The sequence below is a fragment of the Bosea sp. ANAM02 genome (assembly GCF_011764485.1).
Lineage (GTDB): Bacteria > Pseudomonadota > Alphaproteobacteria > Rhizobiales > Beijerinckiaceae > Allobosea.
On sequence record NZ_AP022848.1, the window covers coordinates 3,533,557 to 3,557,065 of the forward strand.

At 67.1% G+C, this 23,509-nt stretch carries 26 protein-coding genes; 11 read left to right on the forward strand and 15 right to left on the reverse strand.

The window, feature by feature from the left end; genetic code table 11:
• The first annotated feature begins 172 nt into the window (after positions 1-172).
• The 3 genes from solA to OCUBac02_RS16975 are packed head-to-tail and all read left to right on the forward strand — an operon-like array spanning position 173 to position 3,424.
• Positions 173-1,312: an N-methyl-L-tryptophan oxidase gene (gene solA, locus OCUBac02_RS16965; RefSeq protein ID WP_173047266.1), complete on the forward strand. Its 1,140-nt coding sequence runs from the start codon at positions 173-175 to the stop codon at positions 1,310-1,312.
• Positions 1,313-1,337: 25 nt separating this feature from the next.
• Positions 1,338-2,240 (forward strand): DMT family transporter, encoded by a 903-nt coding sequence (locus tag OCUBac02_RS16970; protein ID WP_173047269.1) that lies wholly within the window; start codon positions 1,338-1,340, stop codon positions 2,238-2,240.
• Positions 2,237-3,424: a multidrug effflux MFS transporter gene (locus OCUBac02_RS16975; protein WP_173047271.1), complete on the forward strand. Its 1,188-nt coding sequence runs from the start codon at positions 2,237-2,239 to the stop codon at positions 3,422-3,424. The genes OCUBac02_RS16970 and OCUBac02_RS16975 overlap by 4 nt, the downstream gene beginning before the upstream one ends.
• A 209-nt stretch (positions 3,425-3,633) precedes the next feature.
• Here OCUBac02_RS16975 and OCUBac02_RS16980 read toward each other — a convergent pair whose 3' ends face one another.
• The 5 genes from OCUBac02_RS16980 to OCUBac02_RS17000 all read right to left on the reverse strand — a co-directional run bounded on the left by OCUBac02_RS16980 (position 3,634) and on the right by OCUBac02_RS17000 (position 8,286).
• Positions 3,634-4,500 (reverse strand): NAD(P)-dependent oxidoreductase, encoded by an 867-nt coding sequence (locus OCUBac02_RS16980; RefSeq protein ID WP_173047273.1) that lies wholly within the window; start codon positions 4,498-4,500, stop codon positions 3,634-3,636.
• A gap of 111 nt (positions 4,501-4,611) precedes the next feature.
• Positions 4,612-5,328, reverse strand: a complete 717-nt coding sequence (locus tag OCUBac02_RS16985) for an ABC transporter permease (RefSeq protein WP_047576819.1) — start codon at positions 5,326-5,328, stop codon at positions 4,612-4,614.
• Positions 5,325-6,035 carry an ABC transporter permease gene (locus tag OCUBac02_RS16990; protein ID WP_047576820.1) on the reverse strand — a complete coding sequence of 237 codons (711 nt, stop codon included), beginning with the start codon at positions 6,033-6,035 and terminating at the stop codon, positions 5,325-5,327. Before OCUBac02_RS16990 ends, OCUBac02_RS16985 begins: the two co-directional genes overlap by 4 nt.
• Before the next feature lie 75 nt (positions 6,036-6,110).
• A complete protein-coding gene (locus OCUBac02_RS16995; RefSeq protein ID WP_173047275.1) occupies positions 6,111-6,884 on the reverse strand; it encodes a transporter substrate-binding domain-containing protein in 774 nt (257 codons plus the stop codon).
• Positions 6,885-7,056: 172 nt separating this feature from the next.
• On the reverse strand, positions 7,057-8,286 hold the full coding sequence (locus OCUBac02_RS17000; RefSeq protein ID WP_173047277.1) for an MFS transporter: 1,230 nt from the start codon (positions 8,284-8,286) through the stop codon (positions 7,057-7,059).
• A 339-nt stretch (positions 8,287-8,625) separates the two neighbouring features.
• Here OCUBac02_RS17000 and OCUBac02_RS17005 point away from each other — a divergent pair, with 339 nt between their 5' ends.
• Complete coding sequence (locus tag OCUBac02_RS17005; protein ID WP_173047279.1) at positions 8,626-9,300, forward strand: spermidine synthase family protein; 675 nt, start codon at positions 8,626-8,628, stop codon at positions 9,298-9,300.
• Between the two features lie 18 nt (positions 9,301-9,318).
• Here the strand turns inward: OCUBac02_RS17005 and OCUBac02_RS17010 are convergent, their stop codons facing one another.
• From OCUBac02_RS17010 to OCUBac02_RS17020, 3 genes are read right to left on the reverse strand one after another with little or no spacing between them, the layout of a single operon-like run.
• Complete coding sequence (locus OCUBac02_RS17010) at positions 9,319-10,098, reverse strand: hypothetical protein (RefSeq protein ID WP_173047282.1); 780 nt, start codon at positions 10,096-10,098, stop codon at positions 9,319-9,321.
• Positions 10,095-11,147 (reverse strand): agmatinase, encoded by a 1,053-nt coding sequence (gene speB, locus OCUBac02_RS17015; protein ID WP_173047284.1) that lies wholly within the window; start codon positions 11,145-11,147, stop codon positions 10,095-10,097. Before speB ends, OCUBac02_RS17010 begins: the two co-directional genes overlap by 4 nt.
• 14 nt (positions 11,148-11,161) lie before the next feature.
• Positions 11,162-11,683, reverse strand: coding sequence for a GNAT family N-acetyltransferase (locus OCUBac02_RS17020; RefSeq protein ID WP_173047286.1), 522 nt, complete (start codon positions 11,681-11,683; stop codon positions 11,162-11,164).
• Between the two features lie 188 nt (positions 11,684-11,871).
• On the opposite strand from OCUBac02_RS17020, the gene OCUBac02_RS17025 reads away from it, so the two are divergent.
• The 3 genes from OCUBac02_RS17025 to OCUBac02_RS17035 all read left to right on the forward strand — a co-directional run bounded on the left by OCUBac02_RS17025 (position 11,872) and on the right by OCUBac02_RS17035 (position 14,830).
• Positions 11,872-12,957: a TRAP transporter substrate-binding protein gene (locus OCUBac02_RS17025; RefSeq protein ID WP_047574955.1), complete on the forward strand. Its 1,086-nt coding sequence runs from the start codon at positions 11,872-11,874 to the stop codon at positions 12,955-12,957.
• 252 nt (positions 12,958-13,209) lie between these two features.
• Positions 13,210-14,304: a TRAP transporter substrate-binding protein gene (locus tag OCUBac02_RS17030; RefSeq protein WP_047574959.1), complete on the forward strand. Its 1,095-nt coding sequence runs from the start codon at positions 13,210-13,212 to the stop codon at positions 14,302-14,304.
• Positions 14,305-14,443: 139 nt separating this feature from the next.
• Entirely contained in the window at positions 14,444-14,830 is a 387-nt protein-coding gene (locus OCUBac02_RS17035; RefSeq protein ID WP_173047288.1) for a porin family protein, read from the forward strand.
• Positions 14,831-14,838: 8 nt separating this feature from the next.
• On the opposite strand, the gene OCUBac02_RS17040 is transcribed toward OCUBac02_RS17035, so the two are convergent.
• From OCUBac02_RS17040 to OCUBac02_RS17060, 5 genes are all read right to left on the reverse strand, one after another.
• Positions 14,839-15,465 (reverse strand): uracil-DNA glycosylase family protein, encoded by a 627-nt coding sequence (locus tag OCUBac02_RS17040; RefSeq protein WP_173047290.1) that lies wholly within the window; start codon positions 15,463-15,465, stop codon positions 14,839-14,841.
• Positions 15,462-15,929 (reverse strand): hypothetical protein, encoded by a 468-nt coding sequence (locus OCUBac02_RS17045; RefSeq protein WP_173047292.1) that lies wholly within the window; start codon positions 15,927-15,929, stop codon positions 15,462-15,464. Before OCUBac02_RS17045 ends, OCUBac02_RS17040 begins: the two co-directional genes overlap by 4 nt.
• Complete coding sequence (locus OCUBac02_RS17050) at positions 15,929-16,396, reverse strand: hypothetical protein (protein ID WP_173047294.1); 468 nt, start codon at positions 16,394-16,396, stop codon at positions 15,929-15,931. Before OCUBac02_RS17050 ends, OCUBac02_RS17045 begins: the two co-directional genes overlap by 1 nt.
• A complete protein-coding gene (locus OCUBac02_RS17055; protein ID WP_047574970.1) occupies positions 16,396-17,007 on the reverse strand; it encodes a glutathione S-transferase family protein in 612 nt (203 codons plus the stop codon). Before OCUBac02_RS17055 ends, OCUBac02_RS17050 begins: the two co-directional genes overlap by 1 nt.
• A 263-nt stretch (positions 17,008-17,270) precedes the next feature.
• On the reverse strand, positions 17,271-17,822 hold the full coding sequence (locus OCUBac02_RS17060) for a thermonuclease family protein (RefSeq protein WP_173047296.1): 552 nt from the start codon (positions 17,820-17,822) through the stop codon (positions 17,271-17,273).
• A gap of 87 nt (positions 17,823-17,909) precedes the next feature.
• Between OCUBac02_RS17060 and OCUBac02_RS17065 the strand changes: the two genes are divergently transcribed.
• Together OCUBac02_RS17065 and OCUBac02_RS17070 are read left to right on the forward strand one after the other, a co-directional pair.
• Positions 17,910-19,433, forward strand: a complete 1,524-nt coding sequence (locus tag OCUBac02_RS17065; RefSeq protein WP_173049642.1) for a sensor histidine kinase — start codon at positions 17,910-17,912, stop codon at positions 19,431-19,433.
• A gap of 87 nt (positions 19,434-19,520) precedes the next feature.
• On the forward strand, positions 19,521-20,639 hold the full coding sequence (locus OCUBac02_RS17070; RefSeq protein ID WP_173047298.1) for a D-alanine--D-alanine ligase family protein: 1,119 nt from the start codon (positions 19,521-19,523) through the stop codon (positions 20,637-20,639).
• Positions 20,640-20,749: 110 nt separating this feature from the next.
• Here the strand turns inward: OCUBac02_RS17070 and cobT are convergent, their stop codons facing one another.
• Complete coding sequence (gene cobT, locus OCUBac02_RS17075; RefSeq protein ID WP_244638967.1) at positions 20,750-21,769, reverse strand: nicotinate-nucleotide--dimethylbenzimidazole phosphoribosyltransferase; 1,020 nt, start codon at positions 21,767-21,769, stop codon at positions 20,750-20,752.
• 115 nt (positions 21,770-21,884) lie between these two features.
• Here cobT and OCUBac02_RS17080 point away from each other — a divergent pair, with 115 nt between their 5' ends.
• Positions 21,885-22,727 carry an adenosylcobinamide-GDP ribazoletransferase gene (locus tag OCUBac02_RS17080; RefSeq protein WP_173047300.1) on the forward strand — a complete coding sequence of 281 codons (843 nt, stop codon included), beginning with the start codon at positions 21,885-21,887 and terminating at the stop codon, positions 22,725-22,727.
• Positions 22,727-22,930, forward strand: coding sequence for a DUF1289 domain-containing protein (locus OCUBac02_RS17085; RefSeq protein ID WP_173047302.1), 204 nt, complete (start codon positions 22,727-22,729; stop codon positions 22,928-22,930). The genes OCUBac02_RS17080 and OCUBac02_RS17085 overlap by 1 nt, the downstream gene beginning before the upstream one ends.
• 98 nt (positions 22,931-23,028) lie before the next feature.
• Here the strand turns inward: OCUBac02_RS17085 and OCUBac02_RS17090 are convergent, their stop codons facing one another.
• Entirely contained in the window at positions 23,029-23,502 is a 474-nt protein-coding gene (locus tag OCUBac02_RS17090; RefSeq protein ID WP_173047304.1) for a GNAT family N-acetyltransferase, read from the reverse strand.
• Positions 23,503-23,509 lie beyond the last annotated feature (7 nt).

The following is a 23,509-nucleotide window of genomic DNA, read 5'->3' on the forward strand; positions in this document are numbered from 1 at the left end:
CCTCGCATCCCAGCCCAGTCTCACCATAGGTCAAGCCTTCCGTCCGGTTATGGTCCCGCGCCGTTAACAAAAGCTTCCACGCCGCCGCACGGCGCCCTTGCCGGAGACGCATTGGACCCTCGTCGCCCGCCCCTGTATGGCTGGGACTCACGCGCCATCGGGACAGGCAGCCATGAGCCAGCACAGCTATGACGTCATCGTCGCCGGTGTCGGCGCCATGGGGTCCGCCGCCTGCTGGCATCTGGCGCAGCGCGGGCTCAAGGTGCTCGGGCTGGAGCGTTTCGATCTCGGCCATGCGATGGGCTCGTCCCACGGGCTGACCCGGATCATCCGCCTCGCCTATTTCGAGGGCTCGCATTACGTCCCGATCGTCAAGCGGGCGCACGAGCTCTGGGCGCAGACCGGCGAGCAGGCCGGGATGAAGCTGCTCCATGTCACGGGCTCGCTCGATCTGGCGCCGAAGGGCGGCGGGCCGGTCGAATCCTCGCTGCAATCCTGCCTCGACCATGGTTTGACGCATGAAGTGCTGGAAGGCGCGGAGGTGACGCGGCGTTTCCCGGCCTTCCAGCTTCCGGAAGGGCATATCGGCCTGTGGCAGCCGGATGGCGGCTTCGTCGCCTCGGAGAAGGCGATCTACGCCCATGTCGGTCTCGCCCAGTCGCGCGGCGCCGAGATCCGCACCAACGAGCCCCTTCTCGACTGGACACCGACGGCGCAGGGCGGCGTGATCGTGCGCACAGAGCGCGGCACCTACTCGGCCGGGCGCCTCGTCATCACGTCGGGCGGCTGGATCGCCGACGCTGTGCCGGCACTGAAAAAGCAGGTCAACACGGTGAAGCAGGCGATCGGCTGGTTCACGACGCGCCGGCCGGAACTGTTCCGCGAAGGCGCCTTCCCGGTCTTCATCCTCAGCGTCGAGGAAGGCAATTTCTACGGCTTCCCGCTCTACGAGCACCCCGGCTTCAAGCTCGGCGGCCCGCATTTCGGGCGCGAGCCGATGGACCCGCGCGAGCCCGACCGCACGCCGAGCGAAAACCAGGTCGCGCGCATCCGCGAATGCCTGGCGCGCTACATCCCCGACGCCGCCGGCGAGCCGCTGACGGTGAAGGGCTGCGTCTACACCGTCTCCCCGGACGAAGGCTTCATCATCGACACGGTGCCGGGCGTGCCGCAGGCCGTCTTCGCCTCGGCCTGCTCGGGCCATGGCTTCAAGTTCGCGAGCGCGATCGGCGAAATCCTCGCCGACCTGTCGACCGTCGGACAATCCCCGTTCGACCTGAAGCCGTTCTCCCTGTCACGCCTGCCGGCCTGAAGCCTCCCGAACTGGATACCATCCCTTGGCCAGTGCAGCCGAAAACCGCCGCGGCATCGTCTTCATGCTCGCGGCGATGTCGCTCTTCGTCGTCAACGATGTGTTCATGAAGCTCGCGCGCGAGGCTTACCCGGCCGGGCAGGCGATCGCGCTGAGAGCCTGCTTCGCGGTGGTGATCGGGTTCGCCCTCGTCTTCCTCGCCCGCGAAGGCGACCGGCTGCGCCTGGCGTTCCGTCCCCGCGTGTTGCAGCGCGGCTTCATCGAAGCCTTCGCCGCGCTGACCTTCGGCTGGTCGCTCGGCCTGATGCCGCTCGCCAATCTCACCGCGATCAACATGGCCTCGCCTCTGCTCATCGTCGCGCTGGCGGTTTTGCTCGGCATGGAGCGCGTCGGCTGGCGGCGGGTGGTGGCGCTGGCCGTCGGCTTCGTCGGCGTGTTGTTCGTGGTGCGGCCCGGCGCCGAATCCTTCAACGCCGCCGCCATCGTCGCCGTGATCAGCGCCATTCTCGTCGCTGGCCGGGACCTGACGACTCGCACCATCGGCGACGATGTGCCCTCGACCGTGGTGTCGCTGACCACGACCGTTCTCGTCGGGCTCGTCGCCCTGGCCTACGGCGTCACGGAGAAATGGCTATCGATCTGGCGCGTGGAGACGGCCTATGTCGGGCTCGCGGCCTTCCTGGTCACGGCCGGAACCTTCTTCATCATCAGCGCCTTCCGGCGCACCGATGTCGGCGTGATCTCGCAATATCGCTACGCCATCGTCGTCTTCGCGACCGTGCTGGGCTATCTCGTCTGGGGCGACGTGCCCGATCTCTACGCCTTCATCGGCGTCGCATTGATCGTCGGCAGCGGGCTCTACACCATGCACCGGCAGCGCGTGCGGCCCGATTCCAACCTGAAGCTCACGCGGAAGCGGCCGGCATGACGGCTGCGGTCAAGCCCACGCTCGCGATCCTCGTCGCGATCTCGGCCTTGCAGCCGATCGCGCTCAACCTGCTCGCGCCGGCGACGCCCGCACTCGCCCGGCATTTCGACTCGAACTACGCCACGATCCAGCTCACGCTGACGCTGTTCCTGGTCGCCGTCGCGCTGACTCAGCTCGTGATCGGGCCGCTTTCGGACCGGTTCGGGCGCCGCCCCTGCGTCAATGCCGGCGCTGCCTTGTTCGCGCTGGGCTCGGTGCTGGGCGCGCTGGCGCCCACGACGCATGTCCTGCTGCTGGCGCGCGTGCTGGAAGGCGCCGGCGGTGGCGCCGTCTTCGCGCTGTCGCGGGCGATCATCCGCGACACCGCCGATCGCGACCATGCCGCCAGCCAGATCGCCACGGTCACCATGGTGATGGTGGTGGCGCCGATGCTCGCGCCCTGGCTCGGCGGCCAGATCGAGACCGCCTTCGGCTGGCGCGCGATCTTCTGGTTCATGACGCTGTTCGGCGCGGCCGTGCTCGTCTTCACGCTGGCGCGCCTGCCTGAGACCGCGCCCAATCTCGGCCAGCAGAGTTCGCTGCTCGGCGTCTTCCGCGTCTTTCCGGAGCTCGTGCGCAACCGCGACTTCATGCTGAACGTCGTGGTGGGTTCATCGGCCTCGTCGGCCTTCTTCGTCTTCATCGCGGCGACGCCCTATATCGTCGTCGAGACGATGGGGCGCGGCTCCGACGTCTACGGCACCTATTTCATCCTGAACGCGCTGGGCTACATGCTCGGCAACTTCACCATGTCGCGGCTGGCGGTGCGCGCCGGCACGCAGACGATGGTGCGGCGCGGCCTGGCGATCTCATTTTTCGGAACCGCAGTGGCGCTCGCCCTGTCGTTCTCGCCCTGGTGGTCGCCGCTCGCGCTGTTCCTGCCCCTGGCAGTGAACGCAGTCGGCAACGGCATGACGATCCCAGGGGCGACGGCCGAGGCGCTCTCGGCCCGGCCTGAGCTCGCGGGCTCGGCTGCCGGTCTATTGGGCGCGACCCAGCTCGGCTTCAGCGCCGCGCTCACCGTCCTGATCAGCTGGCTCGTGACGCTCTGGCCGCAATCGATGAACCTGCTGGTCTGGCTGCTGACGGCGACGGGGCTTGCCGCCGTCTGGTTCGTGCGGAGGCGGCCCGAGCCCGCCGGCTGATTTCCATCGGCGAACGCTTTTGCTCGAGTCGCTCACCTGGCACCGCCCTCATTCCGGGGCGATCCGAAGGCTCGAGCCCGGAACCCAGAACCGATACCGCATCTCAAAAGGGCGCACCGGTCCATTCGCTTCACGACCGGGTACAGCGCTTCTGGATTCCGGGCCCATGGCTTCGCCATGTCCCGGAATGACAGAGGGAAATAACGCCCTCAGCCTTCGAGGCGGGCGATCAGGCTCGACGTATCCCAGCGGTTGCCGCCCATCTTCTGGACCTCGGCATAGAACTGATCGACCAGCGCCGTAACCGGGAGCTGCGCGCCGTTGCGGCGGGCCTCGTCGAGGACGATGCCGAGATCCTTGCGCATCCAATCGACGGCGAAGCCGAAATCGAACTTGTTCTGGTTCATCGTCTTGCCGCGGTTCTCCATCTGCCAGGAGCCGGCGGCGCCCTTGGAGATGACCTCCAGCATGGCCTCGACATCGAGCCCGGCGCGCTTGGCGAAATGGACGCCCTCCGACAGGCCCTGGACGAGGCCGGCGATGCAGATCTGGTTGACCATCTTGGTGAGCTGGCCAGAGCCGGCCGGGCCCATCAGCTTGCACATGCGCGCGAAGCTCGCGATCACCGACTCGACGCGGGCATAGGTCTCGGGCTCGCCGCCGCACATCACGGTCAGCACGCCGTTCTCGGCGCCGGCCTGCCCGCCGGAGACAGGCGCGTCGACGAAGCCGAAGCCGCCCTGCCTGGCCGCTTCATCGAGTTCGCGCGCGACATTGGCCGAGGCGGTGGTGTGGTCGACGAAGACCGCGCCCTTCTCCATGCCGGCGAAGGCGCCGTTCTCTCCGATCGTCACCGAGCGCAGGTCATCGTCATTGCCGACGCAGCAGAAGACGATCTCCTGACCTCTGGCGGCATCGGCCGGCGTCGGCGCCGAGACGCCGCCATGGCGGGAGACCCATTCCTGAGCCTTCGTCGGGTTGCGGTTGTAGACGGTGACCTCATGGCCCTTGGCCTTGAGATGGCCGGCCATGGGGAACCCCATCACGCCGAGACCGATGAATGCGACTTTGGCCATGCCGAACTCCCGCTTGCCTTTCTGTAGCTTCACAAGCGGCTTAGCGCGCAGCTCCCGGTGAGGGAAGCGCTGCTATGGCCAAGCCGGCATGCGCGCCCCTGCTCTTTCGCCTCAACGCAGCGCCATATGCCGGCTCAGCCTGATCTCCAGCCTGTCCCAGACGCGGCGGATGATCTCGACCAGCACCAGGTAGATCAGCGCCGCATAGAGATAGATCGAAAGATCGAAGGAGCGGGCGAAGGCGAGCCGTGTCGCGCCCATCAGGTCGAACAGCGTCACCAGCGAGACGATCGCGCTCGACTTGATCATCACGATCAATTCGTTGCCGAGGGGGCGCAGCGCCAGGATCATCGCCTGCGGCAGCACGACGAGGCGCAGCGTCGCCCAGCGATGCAATCCGAGCGAAAGCGCGCCCTCGAACTGCCCGCGCGGAACCGACTGGATGGCACCGCGCAGGATTTCCGCCTGATAGGCGGCGGTGTTGATCGTGAAGGTGAAGACCGCGCAGTAGAACGGCTCGCGGAAGAACCACCACAGGCCGATGCCCTGCCAGAACTCGCGGAACTGGCCGAGTCCGTAATAGACGAGGAAGAGCTGGCAGAGCAGCGGCGTGCCGCGCAGGAAGGTGGTGTAGCCGCTCACCGCCATGCGGGCCCAGCGCGGGCCGTAGAGCCGGGCCACGGCAAGGCCGAGCGCCAGGAAAAAGCCGATGGCGACCGAGATCGCGACGAGTTCGAAGGTGACCCAGAGGCCGCCCGCCATGCGGCAGCCGTAGTTCTGCAGGACCTCGCTGCCGACGAGATAACCGGGATATTCGCACCAGTTCATCGCGTCGCTCCGCCGAAGGCGGCCTGGCCGCGATTGGTGCGCTGCTCGAGCTTCTCGATGCCCCAGGCGGAGACCAGCGAGAAAAAGAAATAGAGCAGCATCGCCGTGCCGAAGAACAGGAACGGTTCCTTGGTCACGACATTGGCGCGCGTCGCGATGAACATGATGTCCTGCAGCGTGATCACCGAGATCAGCGACGTTTCCTTCAGCAGCACCATCCAGTTGTTGCCGAGGCCGGGCAGCGCCACGCGGATCAATTGCGGGAGGACGACGAGGCGGAAGGCCTGCCCCTTCGACAGACCGAGCGCAGCGGCCGCCTCGCGCTGGCCCTTCTGGATCGAGTTCAGCGCGCCGACCCAGACCTCGCTGGAGAAGGCGGCGAGCACGAGGCCGAGCGCGACCATGCCGGCGACGAAAGGCGGGATCGAGAAGCCGGTCCAGACCTTCTGCACCAGCACCTGGATGCCGAAATAGATGATGTAGAGCGTGAGCAGCTCGGGCACGCCCCGGAAGACTGTGGTGTAGATCGTCGCCAGCGCCCGCAGGACCACATAGTCCGAGCGCTTCCACAGCGCGATCACGAGGCCGAGCACGAGGCCGAAGGGCAAGGTCGCGAGCGCGACGGAAATGGTGTTGGCGGCGCCTTGCAGCAGGGCCCAGCCCCAGCCGCCGGCCCCGAAGCCGAGCAGAGCGAATTTTTCGAACATGGGAGGGCCGCGCGCGAGGATGTGAAACCCCGCCGGTCCGAGGAGACCGGCGGGAGATCGTCAGCAGGCGTCAGATCACTCGTACTTGAACCACTTGTCTTCGAGCTTCTTGTGCGAGCCGTCGGCCATGGTCTCGGCGATAGCCTTGCTGATCATGTCCCGCAGCGCCGTGTCCGACTTGCGGACCGCGCCGGCGACGCCGGCGCCGTGGATGGCGTCGTCGCGCTTCACCTCGGCGATCTTCCGGCAGCAATCCTTGCCCTTGCCCTTGAGGAAATCGGCGAGCGCCAGCGCATCGGCGACGATGTAGTCGAGCCGGCCGTTGAGCAGGTCGAGATTGGCTTCCTCCTGGGTCGGATAGAGGCGCGCCGTCGCGTCCTTGTAGAACTTCTCGACATAGTTCGCATGGATCGTCGAGCCCTGCGCGCCGATCGACTTGCCCTTGAGGGCGGCCGGCGAGATGTCGTCCGATTTCGTGCTCTTCGGGCCGATCATCCAGATCGGGGTCTTGCTGTAGACCGCGGTGAAGTCGACCTGCTTCTTGCGTTCATCCGTGGCATTCATGCCGGCAAAGATGACGTCGTACTTGTTCGCCTGCAGCGCGGGGATGATGCCGTCCCAATCCTGAACGACCCAGGTGCATTTCACCTTCATCTTCTCGCAGAGAAGGTTGCCGTAGTCGATCTCGAAGCCCTCGAGCTCCTTCTTAGCGTTCAGGTTGTTGTAGGGCGGATAGGCGCCTTCCGTGCCGATCCGGATCTCCTTCCACTCCTTGGCCTGGGCGAGCGCCCCCGTCGCGCCGGCAACCGTCAACGCCGCCGCCGCGATGAAACGAACGAAACTCTTCATGGGACCTCCGCAGTTCAGCCGGCCGGTCTTGCTGTTGTCCCGGTCCGGTTCTGTGGCGACAGATTGGGCGCAGTTTCGTCCCGCTCGCAAGAGGGAGCGCTGTAGCTTTTCGCAGCTTGCACGCCCAAAACAGCGGCCGGCGCCGCCGCGCAGCCCGGAAAAGAGGGAGAGATCAGAGACCTGGAGCGCGCCGGCCGGGTGAGCGGCGGGCGTCGAGAATCGCGACGATCCAGATCGCGAGCCCGCCCAGCGCCAGCGCCGCCCCGACCCATCCGGTCGAGGTCCAGCCGAGGCCTGCGGCGATCGCCATGCCGCCGAGCCAGGGGCCGAGCGCATTGGCCGTGTTGAAGGCGCTGTGGTTGAGCGCTGCCGCCAGCGTCTGCGCGTCTTCGGCGACATCCATCAGCCGCGTCTGCAGCATGGCGCCGAGGCCGCCACCGCTACCGATCATGAAGATGACCAGCGAAACCGCCCAGATATTCCCGGCGGCGAAGGGAAAGGCCGCCAGCCAGAACGCGCTCCAGAGCAGCATGCCCGCGGTTGCGGGGACCAGAGCCCGATCGGCGGCCCAGCCGGCGACGAGCGTGCCGACGGTCAATCCCAGGCCGAAGATCGCGAGCACGACCGGAACGAGCGCGGGCGAGACCTGGGTCACCGCCATCAGCGTCGATGCGACATAGGTATAGACCGCGAACAGGCCGCCGAAGCCGATCGCTCCGGTCGCCAGCGTCAGCCAGACCTGCCGGCGCTTCAGGGCGCCGAGTTCCCGTAGCGGGCTCGCCCCCGACTGCACGCTGTCGCGCGGCGCGAACAGGGCGATGAGGACGACCGTCAGAAGCGCGAGGCCGGCGACGATGGCGAAGCCCGCGCGCCAGCCCAGTACCTGGCCCATCCAGCTCGCGGCAGGCACGCCGAGAATCGTCGCGACCGTCAGGCCGAGCATGACGCGCGCGACCGATTGCGCCCGACGATTCGGGGCCGAGAGCGAGGCCGCGACCAGCGCCGCGACGCCGAAATAAGCGCCATGCGGCAGGCCGCTCAGGAAGCGGAAGGCCAGCATCCAGTGATAGTTCGGGGCGAGCGCGCTCAAGCCGTTGCCGAGCGCGAAGACGCCCATCAGGCCGATCAGCAGCGTACGGCGCGAGATGCGTGCCGCCAGAACGGCGATCAGCGGCGCGCCGATGACGACGCCGAGCGCATAGATGCTGATGACATGCCCCGCCGTCGGCTCGTCGATGTTGAGGCCGGCGGAGAAATAGGGCAGCAGGCTCATCGTCGCGAACTCGGTCGTGCCAATCGCGAAGCCGCCCATGGCGAGCGCGAACAGCACCAACCCGGTCGAGATCGGCGCATGAGCCGGCAACGGCGCGTCCAGGCTGCGGTCGTTCGCGGCGAGCGTCATGACAAGCTTTCACGGGATGGCAGCGGCTTTGCTGCGCCGCACCATGCAATATCCATGCACCGTCGAACCATCAACCGCGTACATGAGGATATTTCATGCAATCAACGCATGTCGCTTTGCCACCCCGATCGCGCGAACGAATACGCTATACGTGCACGATCGATACGAGCCCTCATCCTGAGGAGCAGCCGGAGGCTGCGTCTCGAAGGATGTTCCAGAGAGCAACTGAATCTCCTGGAGCATCCTTCGAGACGGCCGCTTGCGCGGCCTCCTCAGGATGAGGGCTCACCAAGACTCAAGGGCGGCCTGCAAGGCTCCATCCAGACAGGCGAGAGCGACGTGATACCCTGGTCCACCCTCGACACCGCAGCCTTGCCGGACGGCAGCGGCGACCTCCGGCTGAAGCAGCGCGGCGGCGAGTTCTCGATCATGCTCGGCAGCAACGAATTGATGAACAGCCGTCTCAGCGGCTCCGAGGAGGCTCTGGCGACGCTGGTCTGCGACAGGCTGGGGCAGCGCCGGCAGCCGAGCATCCTGATCGGCGGCCTGGGCATGGGCTTCACGCTGCGGGCCGCGCTCGCCCGTCTGCCTGACGATGCGCGGGTCGAGGTGGCCGAACTCATTCCCGCCGTCGTCGCCTGGGCGCGGGGGCCGATGGCGGCGGTCTTCGCCGGCTGCCTCAACGATGCCCGCGTGCAGGTCAACGTCGCCGACGTCGCCGCCGCGATCGCCGTCGGCCGGGCCCGCTACGACGCCATCCTGCTCGATGTCGACAACGGCCCGGAAGGGCTGACCGTCGCCGGCAACGACCGGCTCTACGGAGCGGCTGGCCTGCAAGCCGCCAAGACCGCCCTGCGGCCCGGCGGCATTCTCGCGGTCTGGTCCTCGGGGCCGGACCACGGCTTCACGCGGCGACTGCGCCAGGCCGGCTTCGCCACCGAGGAGGTGACGGCGCGCGCACGCCGACCCGGCGGCGGGGCGCGCCACGTCATCTGGCTGGCGAGGCGCCCCTGACGGCAGACGCGATTCCCCTCAGTTGACGAGGCAGAAAACCTCGCAGGGAGCTGCCGTCACGGTCGCCGCGAAATCCGAGATCGCCTTCTGAGCCTCCGGCTTCAGGGACGGGCGGACGGCCTGGAGCGCGGACACGAGCGCATTGCGGTCGGGCGGCGCGAGGGAGGAGGCGATACCGGCGGCATTATCGGCGAAGGCCTTGGCGATCAGCTGGCGATTCGCATCGCGCAGTTCCGGGCTGCGCAGCGCCAGCGCGGAGCCGACGACGATCTCCTGCAGACCGAGCCGCATCTCGCGCAGGCCCCTCGCGCGCTCATCGGTCTTGTCCTGATCCTTCAGCCTGACGGCGAAATCATTGATCGCCGACAGAACGCCGCCCGCCGCCTGGAGCAGGAAGACGCGCGTCCGGGTCAGCTCATCCTGGAACTCGACGGCATTCGCCGCCTGGTCCGGCGCCTTCCGGCCCGGCTGCGGCGAGAACAGGGCATAGGCCTGCAGGATGCTGGTCTGTTTCTTCACGAAATCGAGCAATGTGGGGAGATCGTCGGCACCATAGGGCGGCTTGCCGAGAATCGCCGGGGCGTTCCAGATATCGGCCAGGACCTTGCCGTCGACCGGGTCCGACAGCCGCGGCAGGCTGGGCTTGCCGTCATAAATCTTGAACAGCGATTCGACGGAGGCGTAGGCCGCATCCATATAGGCCTTGCCGTTCGCCGGAACCTCGGCGCGGGCGACGGTCGCCAGCAGGCAGAGCCCGCCCAGCGCGGCGACCCGCGCGATCGATCGAATCCGAATCATGATCTTCCTTTTCCCGCGGCTCGCGCTTCGGCCAGCAGGCACAGCTCGGTGAAAAGCACCTGCGCCGCGCACTGCGCCGTATTGCTGGTCGCATCATATTGCGGGGCGACTTCTACGACATCCGCAGCGACGATGTCGCGTCCCTTCAGCGCCCGCAGGATCGCGAGCGCCTCGCGCGGGCTCAAGCCCCCGACTTCCGGCGTTCCCGTGCCGGGCGCGAAGCCCGGATCGAGCGAATCGACATCGAAGGAGACATAGGTCGGCCCGTCGCCGATCACGGCCAGCGCCCTGGCGATCACCGCCTCCAAGCCGAGATCGTCGACCTCGTCGGCATGGATCACGGTCATGCCGGACTCGTAGGAGAACTCCCAGAGATATTCGGCGCCGCCGCGGATGCCGATCTGGATCACGCGCTCGGGATCGAGCACGCCGTCGAGAACCGCCTGCCGGAACGGCCCGCCATGATGGAATTTCGAGCCCTCATAGGGGCCGGAGGTGTCGCAATGGGCGTCGATATGGACCATGCCGACCGGACGCTTCGCGCCGACCGCCTTCAGGATCGAATAGGTGATCGAGTGGTCGCCCCCCACGGCGAGCGGCGAGACGCCGGCCTCGACGATCGTCCGGAAGGTGGCCTCGATGTCCTCGTGGCAGCTCTCCAGCGAATAGCGCGAGCGGAAGGGCACGTCGCCGATATCGGCGGCCTTGAGCAGGGTGAAGGGCGCGGTGCCCAACACATGGTCCATCGGCCCCATGCGCTCGACCGCGCGGACGGCACGGGGCCCGAGGCGCGCGCCGGCGCGGTTGGTGACGCCGAGATCCATGGGCACGCCGATGATCGCGACATCGAGGCCGCCGAGCCCCGGCGCAGTCAGGGCATCGGGGCGATAGGGCGCGCCGACGAAGGTCGCGACATCGGCGAAGGGCCATTTGCGCTTGTCGCCGGTGAACTGGGCCGCGGCCACCTTCGCGAAATGCGGATCGTGAATGTCACCGCCGCCGGCGCCCGCGTATCGCTGCCGCAGCTTCGCCAGCCTGTCCTGATCCATCCCGGCCTCCCGGCTCAAACGCTTCGGCCAGGGATGCGCTCGAGCATCACCACTGGCCCATTCTGATACTCGACCTGTCCGAAGCTCTTGTAGCCGAGCTTCTGCGCGACGCGGAAGGAGGCAAGATTCCCGGGGGCGATGATGCAGACGCTGCGGCGCTCGCCATGGGTCGCGGCGAACCAGCGATGGGCCGCGGCCGCCGCCTCCCCCGCATAGCCCTTGCCATGCGCCGCGCCCGCCAGGATCCAGCCGGCCTCGGGCGCATCGTCGAAATCCGGAGACAGGCCCCGGCAGCCGTCGAACAGACCGACCTCGCCGACCAGGGCACCGCTGCTTTTCTCGACAACCGCGAACATGCCGTAGCCGCGCAGGGCCCATTGCCCGACGAGGCGCGTCAGCCGATGCCAGGCCTCCTCGCGACTGAGGGCACGGCCGCCCAGGAAACGGACGACCTCCAGGTCGCTGCGCATCGCATGAATCGCGTCGAGATCGCCGATCTCCGGGCGGCGCAGGCTGAGATTCGCGGTCTCGATCATGCCTGCTTTAACCACCACTGCAGATGCAGGCCAAGCCGGCGGCCGAACCTAGCCGAAAGTCGCAGGAACCGGCGATGAAATCCCTCGCGCTCGGAAAATCCATTCGCTACAACCCGTTTCCGAACGCCGGGCGGCAGAAGCCGTTTCGAAACGCCCGCACCCGCCAGACATCCGAGGAGAGTTTCCAGATGAAGCGTCGTCAGTTTATCCAGACCGCCGCGGCCGGTGCCGCTGCGACCGCCGTCGCCATGCCGGCCGTCGCCCAGTCGAATCCGGAAGTGAAGTGGCGCCTGGCGTCGAGCTTCCCGAAGTCGCTCGACACGATCTATGGCGGCGCCGAGGTCATGGCCAAGATGGTCTCCGAGCTGACCGACGGCAAGTTCCAGATCCAGGTCTTCGCGGCCGGCGAAATCGTTCCGGCCCTGCAGGCGGCGGACGCCGTGACCAACGGCACCGTCGAGATGTGCCACACCGTCTCGTACTATTATGTCGGCAAGGACCCGACCTTCGCCGTGGCGGCCTCGGTGCCCTTCGGCCTCAACGCCCGCGGCCAGAATGCCTGGCTGTTCCAAGGCGGCGGCAACGAGCTTTTCAACGAGTTCTACAAGAAGTTCAACCTCTACGGGCTTCCCTGCGGCAATACCGGCGCGCAGATGGGCGGCTGGTTCCGCAAGGAACTGAAGACCGTCGCCGACTTGCAGGGCCTCAAGATGCGCATCGGCGGCATCGCCGGCTCCGTTCTGCAGAAGCTCGGCGTGGTGCCGCAGCAGATCGGCGGCGGCGACATCTATCCGGCGCTGGAGAAGGGCACGATCGACGGCGCCGAGTGGGTCGGCCCCTATGACGACGAGAAGCTCGGCTTCTCGAAGGTTGCCCCCTACTACTACTATCCCGGCTTCTGGGAAGGCGGCCCCTGCGTCCATGCCTTCGTCAACCTGGAGAAGTGGAACGCCCTGCCGAAGGCCTATCAGGCCGCTCTGACCGCCGCATGCACCTATGCCAACACCATCATGGCGGCGAAATACGACGTGCAGAATCCACAGGCCCTGAAGCGCCTCGTCGCGGCGGGGACGCAGCTGCGCCCGTTCTCGCAGGAAATTCTGGAAGCGTGCCTCAAGGCTTCGAACGAACTCTATTCCGAAATCTCGGCGAAAAACCCCGATTTCAAGAAGGCGATCGAGGCCATGGCAGCCTTCCGTTCGGAGGAATATCTCTGGTGGCAGGTCGCCGAACTCAGCTTCGACGTCTTCCAGGTTCGTACCCGCGCCCGCTGAGCGCTCCCGCGACATTCGCTCGACGACAGAAGGCCCGGCGGAAGCCGGGCCTTTTTTTGATCACATGCTCCCGACCTCTCCTGCGAAGGACCGCATCAATCGCAGAATGAAGGGGTTCGGGCACGACTCATGACGAATTTGCATGATTGCCATGCAATTAGCTCTTGCGCCTGCGAGCAGACTGTTTTCCTCTCTGGCCTTCGCGACGACCGGAATACCGGCGCGCATGGCCTTTGAGGGAGGGCGGATTTGATGAAGCGTCGTCACTTTTTGAAAGTTGCCGGAGCCGGGGCTGCGGCGGGAACGATCGCGAGCCCGGCTATCGCGCAAGCGATGCCCGAAGTGAAATGGCGCGTGACATCCTCCTTCCCGAAATCGCTCGATACGATCTACGGCGCGTCCGAAGTACTGGCGAAGGCGGTCTCCGAAGCGACGGACGGAAAGTTCCAGATTCAGGTCTTCGCGGCCGGCGAAATCGTCCCGGCGCTGCAGGCGGCGGATGCGGTCACCAACGGCACGGTCGAGATGTGCCACACCGCCTCCTACTACTATGTCGGCAAGGACCCGACCTTTGCCTTCGGCACCGCCGTGCCCTTCGGTCTGAATGCGCGCATGCAGAACGCCTGGTTCTACCATGGCGGCGGCAACGAGCTTCTGAACGAATTCTACCAGAAATCGAACATCTATGCGCTCCCCGGCGGCAATACCGGCTGCCAGATGGGTGGCTGGTTCCGCAAGGAGATCAAGACGGTCGCCGACCTGCAGGGCGTCAAGATGCGCATCGGCGGCTTCGCCGGACAGGTGCTGAGCAAGCTCGGCGTCGTGCCGCAGCAGATCGGCGGCGGCGACATCTACCCGGCGCTCGAAAAGGGCACGATCGACGCGGCGGAATGGGTCGGCCCGGCCGATGACGAGAAGCTCGGTTTCAACAAGGTCGCGCCTTATTACTACTATCCCGGCTGGTGGGAGGGTGGCGCCTCGCTGCATTTCTTCATCAACACGAAGAAGTGGGAAGAACTGCCGAAGACCTACAAATCCCTGCTCGCGACGGCGGCCGCCCATGCCAATATCGACATGCAGGCCAAATACGACGCCCGCAACCCGGCCGCGCTGAAGCGCCTCGTCGCCGGCGGCGCCCAGCTCAGGCCGTTCTCGCAGGAGATCCTGGAAGCCTGCCTGAAGGCCTCGAAGGAGGTCTATGCCGAGACCTCCGCCAAGAATCCGGACTTCAAGAAGATCTACGATTCGATGGCAGCCTTCCGCGGCGACGAATATCTCTGGTTCCAGATCGCCGAATACACCTTCGACAACTTCCTGATCCGCTCGCGCGTTTCGAATCAGCTCTGATCCAACGGAGCCCGTAGCGCGAGCGATACTCACCCCGGCGAAAGCCGGGGTTTTTCCATGGCGTGGCGGAGGCGCCGGGCTTGCCACAACTGCGCCTTGCTGGCTCAGTAACGGGGAACCGTCGCCACGGATGTTCCCCATGCTCCGCATCATCACGCTCGCCCTGCTCGTATCCGGCCTTGCGACGGCGGCTTCGGCCCAGTCGATCGGCGAGCCGGTGCCACGGAAATCCGCACCTTATGAAGCCTCGGCGAAACCCGCCGCCAAGCCCGGTACCGCCGCGCGCCCCTGCCCCGAATACGGAGCGGGCTTCGTCCGGGTGGAGGGATCGGCGTTCTGCGTGCGGGCCGGAGGCGCCGTCCGCGCCGAGTTCGGCAAAAGCTCGCGCAACGGCTATGGCAGCCGTGCCGACGGGATGGTCTATCTCGAAAGCCGCGGCCAGACCGCGCTCGGCCCGGTCCGCTCGGTTGTCAGCGTGCGCGGGCAGCTCAATCGCGGGCTGGATTCAGGTCCGTTCCGCTACTGAAGCCAGCCTCAGCGCAGCAGCCGCGCCACCTCTCGCCGCAAGACGGGCAGGAGTTCCTCCTCGAACCACGGATTGCGCTTGAGCCAGGCGTTGTTGCGCCAGGACGGGTGCGGCAGCGGCAGAACGCGCGGAAAGACCGGCCGGGCGAGGATCTCGCGCCAGTTCGCGACGGTCGCGGAGAGGTTGGCCGCCTCCTTCGCCCCGACATGCCAGCTCTGGGCATAGCGCCCGATCGCCAGCACGAGCTCGATCCGGGGTAGCGCCGCGAAGACCCTGGCTCGCCAGATCGGCGCGCATTCTCGCCGGGGCGGCTTGTCGCCACCCTTGGCGTCGAGACCGGGGAAGCAATGCCCCATCGGCACGACCGCGACCTTGGTCGCGTCGTAGAAGACCGTCTCGTCCATGCCGAGCCAGTTCCTGAGGCGCACGCCGGAGGGATCGGTGAAGGGCCGGCCGCTGGCATGGACACGCGTGCCCGGCGCCTGGCCGGCAATGCAGAGCCGGGCCGTCGCGGCGGCCTGGATCACCGGGCGGGGCTGATGCGGCAAGGGCGGCAGGTAGAACGGCACGTCGCGGCAGATGCGGCAGGCCCGCAATTCGGCCAGCACCTCGTCGAGCGTCTCGCCGGCGTTCATCGACGTGCCAATCTGGATCGCCCCGGCGCCCGCGAGATCAGACCGTCGCAGACCCAATCGGATTTCTTCGCGGCATAGCCGTAAGGATCGCCTTTCTCGATACGGGCGAGGCCGTTGATCCGGCCGCTCGGGCGACTGCGGATGACGATCAGATCGCCGCTGGTCTCGATGGTGAAGCAATAGGTCCGGCGCTTCTCCTGCGGCCCGTAATAATAGCAGACGGCATCCGGAGTCGTGATCCAGCAGGCATCGGTGTTGGTCAGATGGCGATTATGCCCGCTCGCCCGGCCATCAGGATGATGATACTCGCTGAACGGCAGGTTGCTGCCGGAATAGCGACCCGAGACGGTATTGCCCTCGAAGAGCTTTCTGATCTGCTCGCCGGTGAGACGCTCGACGGCCGCCGCCTGGCTCACAGCAAGCAAGCCCAGGACGAAGGCCGCGACACCTGCGAACCGGGCCATCAGCGCCGCGCCAGCTTTCGGCTCATCGGGAGTTCGGGCGCCCGCGAGATCAGGCCGTCGCAATACCAGGGCGTACCGTTGTCGGTGTGGTTGCGGGGATTGCCGAGCTCGACCTTGGCCAGCGCATTGACCATGCCGTTGCCGCTGTTGCGCAGGACATAGAGATCGCCGCTCATCTCGACGGAGAAGCAATGCACGGTCCGATCAGTCTGCGGGCCGTAGTAATAGCAGATGCGATCCGGCTTGGTGATCCAGCAGGCATCGGTATTGGCCTGCCAGCCGTTGTGGCCGAGCGCTTGGCCGTTGGGATCGTGATACTCGGTGAAGAAGCCGCCATTGGTGTAGCGGCCGGAGACCGTGTTGCCCCGGAAGGCGCGCTCGATCGCCTCACCGCTCAGCCTTTCGGCAGCCGGCGCCAGTGTCGGCAGCGTCGATAAGGCGAGCAAGGCCAGAAGGAACCGGCGCATCAGACCTTCCAGCTCGGGCGGCCGGACAATTCGCCATGCCAGCGGCGGATATGCACGAAATCCTCCGGTAGCGGGATGCGCGACGGCTTCATGAAGTCGATGGCGATGCCGGCGGTGATGTCGGCGACGGTCAGAACGTCGCCGCAGACGAAGGGATTGGCGGCGAGCTGCAATTCGAGCAGCCAGAGATGGTCGTCCATCTGCTCGCGATTGGCCTCGGCCCATTCCGGCACCTGCTCCTCCAGCTCCGCCATCGATGGATGGCTGTGGCGGAAGACGGCGGAGACGCTGGCAAAGAGCCCGAGTTCGACACGGCGATTCCACATCTCGATGGTCGCCTGCTCCTTCGGGTCCCGTCCGAAGAGCGGCGGCTGCGGATGCAGCGCCTCGATATAGCGGCAGATCGCGATGGTTTCGGCCAGCGCCGTGCCGTCGTCGAGTTCGAGGACGGGCAGGCGCTGGGCGGGATTGATCCGGGTAAAGGCCTCGCTGCGATGTTCTTTCTTGGCGATGTCCACCGGCACGAGCTCCGGCAGGGCTACGCCCTTCTCCGCAAAGAAGATGCGGACCCGCCGTGGATTCGGCGCCCGCCCGCCGTCGTAGAGCTTCATCAGATGTTCTCCGTCTGCCGCCGTACCGGATCACGGCCCGCGCCGGAAGGTCAACCGGATTGCAGGGGCTTCGTGACGCCAGCATGGCGAAGCGGGTTCCGGAGGCGCGGCCGAAACTCGGCCCTCATCCTGAGGAGCCGCGGCAGCGGCGTCTCGAAGGATGCTCCAGAGGGTTCAGAAGCCTCCTGAAGCATCCTTCGAGACGCCATTCCTACGGAATGGCTCCTCAGGATGAGGTCTCGAAGGCCATTTCCGACGAGGTCTCAGCGCGGATGGCTGCGGCGCCAGGTTTCCGGGCGCTCGAACTGCGTCGCCCAGATGCCGCGGCCGGCGGCGCGCGCCTCTTGCTCCTCGGCCCGATAGGCCCCGTATGAGACCGCGTGGCCCTCGCGCACCATCATCGCGTTGATATCGGTATCGCCCTGGCGGCAGCGGGCAAGGCCACGGCCGTAACGATCGGCCTTGCCGATCTCGCAATGCGTCACGCCGCGCGCCAGCAGCGCCTGAAGGGCACGCCGCGCCTCGCGCCCGCAAGCGACGGATCGGCCGTCGCGCGCCGTGCAGCTCTGGCGATATTCGGGCGCGTCGATCCCCTCCAGCCGCAGCTCTTCGCCAAGCAGCCGGACTGAGTCGCCATCGATCGCCTGGGCGGCCCCGGCGAGTTCCCGGGCCGGGCCGAGACGGTATTGCAGGATGGCGCCGGCCAGCCCGAGGAAGCCGAGCAGTCCGAGCGCCACGACGAAGTCGACCGGCCGGCCGACGCGGCGCCAGCCGAAGGGTCCATAGCGGGAGCGACCGAATCCGAAGGGAGCCATCAGGAAGAGCTTAACGATTTGGTGTCCATGATGGCGAGCCGGACCCTGCATGGCGCGGGGACCGAACGAGGATACACGCTCTCGATCATGGCGGAAGTGACGGCCGAACAGGTGCAGCGCGGGCGCGGACCCGACCCCTCGGCCGTGGCGCGCCGGAAGCTGGTCACGCGCGAGGTCAAGTCGGCGCGCGAGCGGCTGACCTCCTCGACGGGGCTGGAACGCGCCTTCGACAACGAATTGCTGCGTGTCTTCGCGCAGTACCGCATCGCTGGCTCTGCCGGCACGCTGGTTCTCGTTCTCAGCATCGCAGCCGCCTCCTGCCTCTGGCTGCCGACTCCGCTCGTCGCCGTCTGGAGCGGTACCGTCCTGCTGACGACGATGATCATCGTGCTGATGGCGCGACGCTTCATCGCCAAGGCGCCGGACGAGGTCCGCCTGAAATTCTGGCGCCGGCTCTTCGCCCTCGCCGAGGGGATGCATGGTCTCGCCTGGTCGCTCCTGCTGCTGCTGTTCGTGCAGGTCGACGCCCCCGGCGCGAAGGTCTTCGTCACCACGGCGCTTCTGATCGTCAGCGCGCTCGCCGTCATGCTGTCGGCGACGATCCCGATGGCGGTCTATGCGGGGCTCACCCCGATCATCGTCGGGATCATGGTCTTCTTCTGGGACCGACGCGACATGGACAGCGTCACGATGGCGCTGATGGCGGCCTCGGCCCAGCTCTTCTTCATCTTCCTGGCCAACCGGCTCTACGCCAGCTCGGTCTCCTCGATCGTGTTCAGGGCCGAGAAGGACGCGCTGATCGCGGAGCTCGAAACCGCCAACGCCAATTCGGACGAGGCCCGGCGCAAGGCCGAAGAGGCCAATCTCGCCAAGTCACGCTTCCTGGCGACGATGAGCCATGAATTGCGCACGCCGCTCAACGCCATCCTCGGCTTCTCCGAGGTGATGAAGAACGAGATCTTCGGTGCGCATGCCAATGCCGCCTACAAGGAATATTCGGCCGATATCCACGGCTCGGGCCAGCATTTGCTCAACCTGATCAACGAGATCCTCGACCTGTCGCGGATCGAGGCCGGCAAGTACGAACTGAACGAGGAAGCGCTCTCGCTGCCAAGCATCGTCGAGGATTGCCAGCACATGCTGGCGCTGCGTGCCAAGGCGAAGGGCCAGAGCATCCGCGCTCTCGCCGAGCCCCAATTGCCGCGGGTCTGGGCCGACGAGCGCGCCATCCGGCAGGCCGTGCTCAACGTGCTCTCGAACGCGATCAAGTTCACGCCCCAGGGCGGCGAGATCACCATCAAGGTCGGCTGGACCGCGACGGGCGGGCAATATGTCTCCGTCACCGATACCGGCCCGGGCATTCCCGAGAACGAGATCCCGATCGTGATGCAGAGCTTCGGACGCGGGTCGCTCGCGATCAAGACGGCCGAACAGGGCTCGGGCCTCGGCCTGCCGATCGTCAAGGGGCTGATCGACCTGCATGGCGGCGGGTTCCATCTGAAATCCAGGCCGCGGGCCGGCACCGAGGTCACGATCACGCTGCCGGCCGAGCGCGTGATGGACACGCTTGCCGCCCTGCCCGAGCCGAAGGCGAAACCACGGGCCGCCTGATCCTCTCGCCCGAATCTCGCCCCATCGCTCGGCGACATCTCCTCACCGCCTCGTTCAGGCATTTCCTCCAGCTCGGACTCTCGGATCATGAACCGGAAAACGCGCGTCGCCGTGCTCTATGGCGGAAAGTCGGGCGAGCATGAGGTGTCGCTGAAATCGGCGGCCTCCGTCCTGCGTTATATCGATCGCGAGCGCTTCGAGCCGGTGCCGATCAGCATCGACAAGCAGGGCCGCTGGCAATGCCACGACCTGCGCCGGATCGAGGCCACGAATGGCGACAGCCTGCCGATCCCGACGGATTCGCCGATGATCCGGCTGGAACCGCAGGGCGGACACACCGCGATCCTGCCGGCCGATAATGCAGCGCCAGCGATCGCGCCGGTCGACGTCGTGTTCCCGGTGATCCACGGCCCGCTCTGCGAGGATGGCGCGGTGCAGGGCCTGCTGGAGCTCGCCGGAGCGGCCTATGTCGGCTCGGGCGTGCTGGCCTCGGCGGTCGGCATGCACAAGGACATCGCCAAGCGGCTGGCGGCGCTCGCCGGCCTGCCGGTCGCGCCTTATCTCGCCCTGTCGCGCCGCGACTGGCGGCGCGATCCTGCGGGATCAGCCAAAGCGGCTCAGGACAAGCTCACGCTTCCCGTCTTCGTCAAGCCCTGCAACATGGGCTCCAGCGTGGGCGTGCATAAGGTCAAGTGTTGGGAGGATCTCGGCGCGGCGCTCGACGACGCCTTCCAGTACGATACCAAGGTTCTGGTCGAGCAGGGCATCGACGCGCGCGAGATCGAGATCGCGGTGCTCGACGGCGACCCGCCGATGGCGAGCGTCGCGAGCGAACTCAATGCCGGCCCGCAGCACGAGTTCTACTCCTACGAAGCCAAGTATATCGACCAGGACGGCGCCAGCGTCGACCTGCCGGCCAGGCTCGGTGCCGAGCAGATGGCGCGGGTGCGGCAGCTCGCGATCGACGCCTTCCTCGCGCTGGAATGCAGCGGGCTCGCGCGCGTCGACTTCTTCCTCGACCGCCGGAGCGGCGCCTTCTACTTCAACGAGATCAACACGCTGCCCGGCTTCACCGCGATCAGCATGTATCCGAAGATGATGGAGGCCTCCGGCCTGCCCTACCCCGCCCTCATCACCCGCCTGATCGAGCTGGCGCAGGAACGCCATGCCGAGCGGGCGGGCCTGAAGACGGATTACGCGGGGTAGGCTCAGGGCCGTCATTCTCGGGCGGGGCGAAGCGCTGACCCGAGAATCTCATGATGAGAAGGCGCTGGTTTCCGAGATGCTCGGGTCAAGCCCGAGCATGACGGCTGGAATCAATCCTTCCGCGCGACCTGCGCCTGCTCGAAGGTCGCCATGCCGGAATGCACCGCCGCCGCCGCCTTGACGAGGCCGGCGGCGAGCGCCGCGCCCGAGCCCTCGCCCAACCGCATATCGAGCGCCAGCAGGGGCACCTTGCCGAGACGGGCGAGCACATCGGCATGGGCGCCCTCGGCCGAGAGATGGCCGGCGATGCAGTGGTCGATGGTCGAGGGATCGATCGCGTGCAGGATCGCAGCGGCGGCCGTCACGACATAGCCGTCGAGGATGACCGGGATGCGCTGCGAACGGGCGGCGATGATGGCCCCGCAGATCGCCGCGACCTCGCGCCCGCCGAGGCGGCGCAGCACTTCGAGCGGGTCCTTGAGATGGGCGCGGTGCAGGGCAAGTCCGGTTTCCACCGCCGCGACCTTGCGCTTCAGGCCCTCGTCGTCGACACCGGTGCCGCGGCCGCACCAATGCGCGGCGTCGCCACCATAGAGCGCCGCGTAGATCGCCGCTGCCGAGGTGGTGTTGCCGATGCCCATCTCGCCGAGGCAGAGCAGGTCGGTGCCGCCGACGAGCGCTTCCATGCCGAAGGCCATCGTGGCGACGCAGGCGCGTTCGTCCAGCGCGTCCCCTTGCGTGAAATCGCCGGTCGGCAGGTCGAGCGCGAGGTCGAAGACCTTGAAGCCGAGATCATAGGCCGCGCAGATCTGGTTGATCGCGGCGCCGCCGGCGGCGAAATTCTCAAGCATCTGGCGCGTCACGGCCTGCGGATAGGCCGAGACGCCCTGTGCCACCACGCCGTGATTGCCGGCGAAGACGCAGACCAGCGGACGGCGCACCTCGGGAGGAGCTTTGCCCTGCCAGGCGGCGAGCCATTCGGCGATGTCCTCCAGGCGGCCGAGGCTGCCGGCCGGCTTGGTCAGGTTGGCGTCGCGGGCGCGGACCGCATTCGCGGCTTCCATGTCGGGGCCGGGCATCGCGGCGATGAGGTCGCGGATATCGTCGAAGGGCAATCCGGAGGCGGCCATGGTCAAATCCATCACGCGAGGGCGCCGCAGCAGCGCATCGGCATGGCGGCAGGATCGACGCTGCTGCTATAGGGTCGGGAGCGGGAAGACAATCGAGCGAGACGACGCGGCAAGCATGACCGAGGCCGAAACCACGAGCGAGGCGCCCCCGCCGGATTGGCCGGGCTGGGGAATCGCGACCGCGATCTGCCTGCGCTTCTGGTCGCGTCTGCCGGTGCCTCTCTTGCCGGGAGAGAGCGACGGGCATGGCATTCCGGATTTCCGGGAGGTGCCGCGCGCCCTGCCCTTCGCGGCCCTGGTCATCGCCGCACCGGCCGCGCTCGTCGCGCTCGGAGCCGGACTGGCGGGCCTCAGCGGCTTGGTCGTCGCGGCGCTGGCGCTGACGGCGCTCGCCATGACCACCGGTGCCTTTCACGAGGACGGGCTGGCCGACACCGCCGACGGGCTGTTCGGCGGGCATACGGCCGAGCGCCGGCTGGAGATCATGAAGGACAGCCGCATCGGCTCCTATGGCGCACTGGCGCTCGGGCTCTCGCTGATGCTGCGGGCGAGCCTGATCGCGATGATCCTCGATCGCTCCGGCGCCTGGGCGGCGGCGGCGGCGCTCCTCGTCGCGGCGCCCTGGTCGCGTGCCGAGGGGCTGTTCATGCTGGCGACCCAGCCGGCGGCGCGCAGCAGCGGGGCTGCGGCGGCGGTCGGCCAACCGACAGTGCTGACGGCGCGGATCGCGCTGGGCTTGAGCCTCTTCCTCGCGACCGGCGTCGGGCTGGCGGCGGAACTGCCGATCGCCGGCTTGCTGGTCGGCTTCGCGCTGGCGCATGGTGCGGCGGCGGTTCTGTCGCGGATGGCGCGGCGCCTGATCGGCGGGCAGACCGGCGACATCCTCGGCGCCGCCCAGCAGCTCGCCGAGATCGCGATCTATCTCGGGCTCGCGCTGGCATTGGGCTGGGCCGGGTGATGAATGGCGCCTCGACACCCTGCATCAAGGTCTGCGTCATCGACCCCGTCAGCAAGCTCTGCGAGGGCTGCGGCCGGACGCTCGCCGAGATCGCGCAATGGGGCCGGTTGAGCGAGGCCGAGCGGCTGGCGATCATGGCGGTGCTGCCGGAGAGGCTTAAGGAGAAGCCCCTCGATCAACCGCCGCGTCATGCTCGGGCTTGACCCGAGCATCTCGGAAACCAGCGCTGTCTTGTCATGATTTTCTCGGGTCGAAGCTACGCTTCGCCCGAGAATGACGGCCAGAGTTTTCGCCAGAACGGCTAGGACTTCGCCAGATCAACCAGCGCATCTCCGGTCAGGCGATAGAACACCTTCTTCGGATAGGCGGCCGCGCCGAGGCCGTCATAGAAGCGCAGCAGCGCCGCGTCGTCGGCATCGGCCGTCCAGTCGATGCGGCGGTGGCCGCGCTCCAGCGCGAGTTCGGCAAGCGCTGCCATCAGCCTGCGGCCGAGGCCGGCGCCGCGCGCCGCATCGCCCACATAGATCTCCTTGAGGAAGAAGCCGCTCCTCAGCCCCGGCCCCGGATAGAGATTGCAGGCCGAGGCGAAGCCGAGCACCGCCTCGCCCTTCACGGCAACGAGGATGTCGATGCCGGCCGGCAAGGCCGCCAACCCGGCGAGGATCTCCGCTATCGGCGGGCAAGGCACGCTGTAATGGCCCTGCATCTCGACCATCAGCGCGGCCAGCGCCTGATGGTCCGCGGGCTGGAGCAGCCGGATCGTGGTCCCGCTCATGGCCGAT